We start from the raw sequence: 7017 nt of genomic DNA on the forward strand, positions 1-7017 counted from the left end.
TGGACGTCGATGCTGCCGGCGAGATACGGCACCAGCGTGCCGCCGGCGTCATAGCGCCCCGAGGCGCTGCCGCGCACCGTGCCGGCCAGCACGACATGGCCGGCGGCGGCGTCGACCGCCGTCACCGACAGCGAGCCGGCGCGATTGTTCACCGCGGAGATGTCGACCACCGATCCTGCCGCCTGGACGATATTGCCATGGGCGCTCTGGAGGATGACGTCACCACCCCAGCTGTAGCGCGTCGCATCCAGCAGGCTCACCGCCCGCCCCGCCATGTCAATGCGTGAGGCCCCGGTCAGCGTGATGTCGCCATCGGCGGACACCGTGAGCTTGCCGCTCGGCAGCACCACCGCGGTCGCGACCGTCACGGTGCTGCCCTTGAGGCCGACTTCGGCGCCGAGCGCGGCGGCCGTGGCCGCCGCCGCATCGCCCGAGCCGACGACGGTGAGCGCGCCGCCCGCGGTGATGCGGTTGATCGAGCTGGCCTCCCCGGTGAGCACCGGGGTGACCAGGTTGAGGTTGCCGCCGCTGTAGCTGTAACCCGTGCCGGTCTGGTAGGCGCCCTGGCTCTCATAGACCGACWGGGTGTTGCGGTTGTTGGCGGTGATGCGGCTGTGTGCCGTGATGTTCACCGTCGAGAAGCCGAGCGCGAGGCGATCCAGCGTCACCTGGGTATCCGGCTTGGTGCCCGGACCATACCCGAACACCACGTCGTCCGCGATGATGTTGAGCGTTCCGTGGCCGGTGCCGGCGCCGCCGGTGATCACCGCGCCGGGCGGCAGGCTGCGCGGCTCGTTGCGGCCGGTGCGCAAGGCACGATCGCTGATGCCGTTCCAGATCAGTTGCCCGGTGGTGAGGGTCGCGCTGTCGCCGGATGCGCCGAGACCGTAGATCGCCGGCGTGTTGAGGACCAGCGTGCGCAGGCTGGAGAGGCCAGTCGCCGGGTCGATGGTCGAAAGATTGATCGCGCCGAAGAAATTCAGCGATGCCTGCGCCGACAGTGTCAGGCTCTCGAGCTTCGGTGCGCCGGCCAGGGCATTGCCCGCCAGCAGACGGCCGAGCACATCCTGGTTGAGCACGAGGCCGTCGGGCAGCACACCCGCGCCGCGCGCCGCGGCGATCGCACCGGCATCCCCGATGTTGATGCTCGGCATGGTCAGCGACAGGTAGCGCGCGCCGTAGCGCATGCCGTCAGCGATCGACAGCGTCCCCTTCTGGACACCGAAAGCGAGCGTCCCCTCGGTTCCGATGGTCGCGGCGCCGATGGTGACGCCGCCAGCAATCGCGCCATCGAGCCCTGCCTGCGGGATGTCTACCAGCCCGTTGGAGACGATGACCGTGTTGCCGCCGAGCGCATAGGTAAAGCCATCGCGCGACGGCATCACGGTCGCCGCGCCCGCACCGATCGTGTCGATGCGCGCACCATCTTCGATCCGCAGTCCGATATTCCCGGCCGTCAGGAACACCTCCGGCGCCCGCAGCACGGCACCGCCGCGCATCACGACCCCGCCGGCGAAACCGGTGGTCGCCACATAGCCGTTCGCGGCATCCAGCATCTGGCCGCCGCCGATCGAGATCCTGGCCGCGCCGATGGCATTGAGATCCGCCGCACGCACCGATGCGAAGCCCGCCGTCGGCGCGCTGCCGTCACCAAGGATTTCGATGGACTGGCTTAGAGAGCCCGCGGGGGCATCGACGCTGACCGTGCCGCCATAGCCGCCTATCCCGGGGGTGAACAGCGCCCGGCCAGCGAAGGAGAACGACAGACGGCCCGACGTCTGCACCGCGAGGGCGAGCTGCAGCGTGCCCGCATCAGCCGGCAGGCTCGGACGCGGCTGTCCCGTGCGCGCGGCAGCCGCCAGCATGAAGCTGGCATAGTCCTGCTCGTTGTACTGCGAATAACTGCGGACCACCGCGCCCGGCGTGATGATGGCGAGATTGGGCTGGCTGTTACGGACGGAAGTGTTGGCGATACTGCCGACCACCGATGTGACGAACGAACCGTTGGGCAGCGGCGCGACGCTGGCGCCGAGCTGTGTCTGTGCGCCGAGTTCGACGCGGAACGCGCCGGGCAGCAGTGCGTATGAGGCCGGCATCAGCGTGTAGGTGCCGGCCGCAAGACCGGGCACCCCGCCGCCGACCGTGATGCGCTGGCCGATGGCCGGCGCCGCGCCCTGGGTCGCCGGCACCACGGGGGCATACGCCACTGTCGCGCTCGGCACGATGGCGAACACCCGATTGCCGAGGCTGCTGTAGGTGTTGCCGGGATTGGCCGCCGCCAGCGGATTGAGCAGGATGTCGATCGAACCGCCACGGCCACTGATGAAGCCGGCGCCGAGCAACTGGCCACCGCCCGAGAGATCGAGCAGCGCCTCGCGTGCAACCGTCACGGCCGAGCCGCCAAGGCCGATGCCGCCAACCAGACCTAATGCACCCACGCCATTCAGGACCTGAGCCACCTCGGCGCCGTTGTAGCGATAGACAAGGCCATCGACGGTGCCGCCATAGGGAAGCACCAGTCCCGCGGCGCTGGTCGACGTGATGCTGCCCGGCAGTAGATCGACCTGCTGTGCAGCGACATATCCTTTCCGGTCGAGGCCAGGGCCGCCGAGAACAAGCGCGCCGAACGGTGCGCGCACGACGCCGCCCTGCTCGATGGTCCGGCTGTAGACCGTGAGCTTGCCGAACACCGAGAACGGCACCGCAGGCGTGTCGGAGGTGGTGCGACCGAAGCGCACGAGGTCGCTGGCGGCGATGAACACCTTGGCATCGCTGACCGGATAGATCTGCGCCGCATCGAGTTCGATCGTGCGGCTGCCGTAGGTATTGCCGGTCAGGCGGATATCGCCGCGGCTGGCGACGACGACCTGGTCGATGCCGGCGATGCGGGTCACCACCGACGAGCCGTCGATCTGATTGATGCCGAGATTGAGCGGCTCGAAGGAACCGGCGAGATCGACCAGATCGGCGGAGATCGTCAGCCGCGCCGTGCCAGACCTGGGCGGCAGACCGCTCGGCGTGGTCTCGAAGCCGGGCTGTCTTTCCCCCGCAGCGCTGCCGGGGCGCGGCTCGACGGCGCCGCTGGCCGGCGAATACGAAACGCTGCCGAACGAGACATAAGGCGCCGCGAGCGTGATCCGCTCGTTGCCTGCCTTGGCGACGAGGTTGCCGGCAATCCGGAGACTCTGCGGCAACGCAAGCTGCACGTCCCCGTCAAAGGCGATGGTCTCGGAGTAGAGGCGCAGGTTGCCGAAGCCTCCGGCGACGACCTGGTCGACACCAATGCGGCCGTGCCCGAACTGCAGCGCCTGGTCGCGCTCGCCCCACGCCAGACCCGGTGCAAGGCCGCTCGCGCCGGCCTGCTGTGCGACCTCCAGAATGCGGAACTTGCGCACTTCGTTCGGAGCCCGCCGGTCGACCGGATTGGCGTAGCTCGGCGTCACCAGAGCCAGCGACAGTGTGCCGCCGGCGGCGCCCTCACCCCCGGCCCGCGCCATCATGGTGCCGTCGATATAGAAGCCGCTGAGCGTGCTGATGGCGATACTGCCGCCCGCGGTCGCCAGCGTCAGCGGACGCACGGTGGTCCTGCCACCGGCGTCTGCCTCGGTAAAATCGATCACGGCACTAGCGCCAGAGGCATCGAGACGCGCACCCGACCGCACGATGATGAAGCCGTTGCCCGCCGGCGCAACCGGAGCAGGAGCCTCGCTGTCGTTGCCGAGCGTGATACGGCCACCGGCGTCCGCCAGGCCATAGCGGCGACCGAAGCCATCGACGGCCACTGCGCTCCGGCCGGCGACGTCGAGGACCGCATTGTCGCCGATCCAGATCGAACGCGCCCCGATATAGGGATCGCCGGCACTGCCGATCTGCAGGACATCGATCCGGCCGCCTGCGGCGGTGAGACGGCCATCGACATTGATCTGGCCCGGGCTGCGCAGCGTGATCGTGCGCCCCGGATCGACCGTGACGGTCGCCTGCATGCCGATCGTCAGCGATCCCCTGTTGGTGTCGAGGTTCGACTGCAGCGTGAGGTCGGCGCCGCCACGGCGGGTCAGACGGCCGCCGACCGGATCCTCCTGGTAGAGCGGCGGCAGCCACAGCGTCAGGGCCGAAGCCGGATCGCCACCGGTCGGAACGCTCGATGCGCTGTCGGCGAAGCGATAGATGGGCATCACCACATTCAAGGCGACGCGATCGGCGACCATCAGGCCGAGATGGCCGTTGACGTCGTAGCTCGCAAAGCCGGTGCTGAACAACGCGGTCCCGATGCTGGTCAGCGGCGCCACCGCATAGGCGCGCGGCGCGACCGTGCCGGCGGGGATCATGGTGCCGGCACTGAAGCGCATCGCCACCGGCGCGATGTCACCGGCGTTGAACATGACACGCGTGGCGTTCAGCACGATGCCGTTGGGAAAGACGCCAGGGTCGACGTTGAAGCCGAGAGGCAGCTTGGTCAACGCGTCGGTCGTGACAAAGGTGTTCGGCGGGATCGTCATGCCGCCGTAGTAGGTCCTGCCCGCGAGGTCCGTAAAATTGATGCTGCCCGCGGGAACGGTCCAGCCGCTCGGGCCGATGAGCAGCGGCTTGTCCGTGGTGGCGTTCACCATGACGGGTGCCGGCGCGGCGGTGCCCGGCGCAAGATAGGTAATGCTCTCGTCGTAATTGAACGGCACGGCCGCCCCGGCCGGGATCAGCAGGTCCTGCGCCAGCACCAGGTTGACCAGCGCCTTCTCGCCGGCCGCGAGGATGCCGTCGGTCGCCAGCGCCTTGCCGCCGATCACGATCGCAGAGCCGCTGCCAATGGTCAGCGTGCCACCGCCCGCAACGCCGTAACCACGGATCGCTGCTTTCGGAATCAGGCGGCTTCCGACGGTCGGTCCGCCGATCGAACGGTCGTTGGCGACCAGCGTGACGTTGCCGCCCTTGCCGCCCTTGACTTTGCCGAGCGGCAGCAGCGCAGCGCCCGATGACACGTCGATGGCACTGCCGTCTTCCAGCGTCACGCCCTGCGTCGAATTGAAGGCGACGTTGCCACCGTCGACGTAGGCCAGTCCGGACACCGCGGTCGGGTCGGCCTGCACGTTGGTCCAGAGACCGCGGGTGTCGATGGTGACGCCCGCGCGCAGCTTCAGCTGCGACAGGCCATCAGCTGTCAGCAGCGCAAACGGCTTCGCGGCGCTGGTATTATCCGGGCGCAGGATGTTGGTGATCGTGACACTGCCGGCGCGCGCGACGATGTCGGCCCTGACGTCGACCACCGGCGCGACGAGGTTGACCTGGGCGCCCGGCGCAAAAGCCAGCGGCGCGTCGATCCTGATCGAGCCCGATGTCACGACGCTGAGGCCGCCGAGACCAAAGCTCGCGAGCTGCGCGGCATCGAACCAGCCGGTGTTGACGCGCTCCGCCGGCAGCGGCGCCGCAAGATCGACCCCGTCCGCAGCCATCGGCGGCCGCCCGATGACGACGCCGGTGTTGTAGGCTCCGGCGAGACCGGAAGCGTCGTAACGGCCGACCGCGAGCTGACCCGCTCGCGCCACCGTCGACTGGGTCAGTTGATAACCGTCCGTGACGCCGGCCGGACGCGCCGCGACCTGGCGCAGGCCGTTGACGACATCGGCGACGATGGTGCCTTCGAACAGCGGCGTCGGCGTCGACAGGATCAGGCGGCCGGCATCGCGGCCGACCGTATAACCGTTCTCCCATGTCAGCTGATTGCTGCCGAGCAGACTGGCATAGGTCTCGGTCAGCCGGTTGTCGACGCGACCACCCTGGCGATGCTCGACCACGAAGCCATTGACGAACGGCCGGTAGCTGAGATTGGCCGGCGCAGAATTGATGTTGTAGACCCGGCCGTCATTGCCGACGACAAAGCTCTGCGGCAGAAAACCACCCTGGTACTGCACCGAGCCGCCGGACACGTTGAACACCGAGCCGCGCTGCGCCACGACTTCCGGCGCCGCCAGCGCGATGCTGCCGCCGACCGCGACCCATTCACCGATCTTGTGCGGCACGTTGGCGAGATAGCCGGAAACCTCGAGCAGCCCGCCACCGGTGTAGTAGCGGTCCGAGGCATAGCCGCCGGTCCCTGCCGGCACCAGCACGAGGCTGCGGGCATCGATCCACAGGTTCTGGTTGATGAGCGCGCCATTGTCGCGATTCTGCGGCGAGTCGCGCAGCTCGTTGCCCTGGACGTTGACCAGGATCTTGTTGATCGACATCGGCACGAGGACATCGCGCTCACCGGAGACGTCGATGGTGGCGCCGGCCTCGGCCTGCACGCGCCGCCCGGCGCTGACGGTGACCTGGCCACCCTGCGCCACGGCGTTCGAGCCGCCGGCGAAGTCGACGGAGCCGCCGCTCACGATCTCGATGCGCGACTGATCCTTGCGGTCGGACAGTCTGGCGAGATTGTCGAATTGACCAAGATTCAGGCCGGCGCGCGCCAGATCCTGCGTGACGGAATCGGCGATCAGCGTGTCGCGCTGGGAGTTCAGCGCCGTATCGCCGCTGTCGAGCTCCGGCAGGACGACGCTCCAGCTGTTGCCAGTCAGGGTGACGCTGCCGGCGGTGTCGCTGGCGGAATTCAGCAGATGGATGGTGCCGCGCTGGTTGACCGATGTGGTGGATACCAGCACGCCGTCCTGGATCAGCGTGCGGCCCGCGAGCGTGATGTCGCCCTGCTGCGCCACGACGAGGCCACTGTTGGTGACGCGCCCGCTGGTGCTGCCGGCCGCGAACAACGGCGCAACTCGTTGCCGCGGGTGGTCGACCACTGGTTGGCGCTGGTGCTGTAGCCGGGACGCAGCGCGAAACTGTCGCCTGCCGCCAGCAGTGCCTGGCCCTTCGGGGTCTGGATGGTGCCGGCATTGTTCACCTCGGTGCCGAGCAGCGCGACGAAGCCGCCGCCGGCCGTGACCGACGTCGGCGGATTGGTCGTCAGCAGCGCCCCCTTCTCGACGACGACGCGGCCGCCCGCGCCGGAGAAGCTCGGCGTATAGCTGACGCCGCTCTGGG

The 7017-nt window shown here is 68.7% G+C and carries 1 protein-coding gene and 1 pseudogene; both read right to left on the reverse strand.

Annotated elements, in window-relative coordinates; genetic code table 11:
• Positions 1-6743, reverse strand: a pseudogene (locus AB4Z37_RS32805) (filamentous haemagglutinin family protein); the annotation flags it as partial.
• A partial coding sequence (locus AB4Z37_RS32810; protein ID WP_441520851.1) for a hypothetical protein occupies positions 6650-7017 on the reverse strand: 368 nt, incomplete at its 5' end. The pseudogene AB4Z37_RS32805 and the gene AB4Z37_RS32810, both read right to left, overlap by 94 nt.

The organism is Bradyrhizobium sp. 2TAF24 (assembly GCF_052115025.1).
Lineage (GTDB): Bacteria > Pseudomonadota > Alphaproteobacteria > Rhizobiales > Xanthobacteraceae > Bradyrhizobium_A.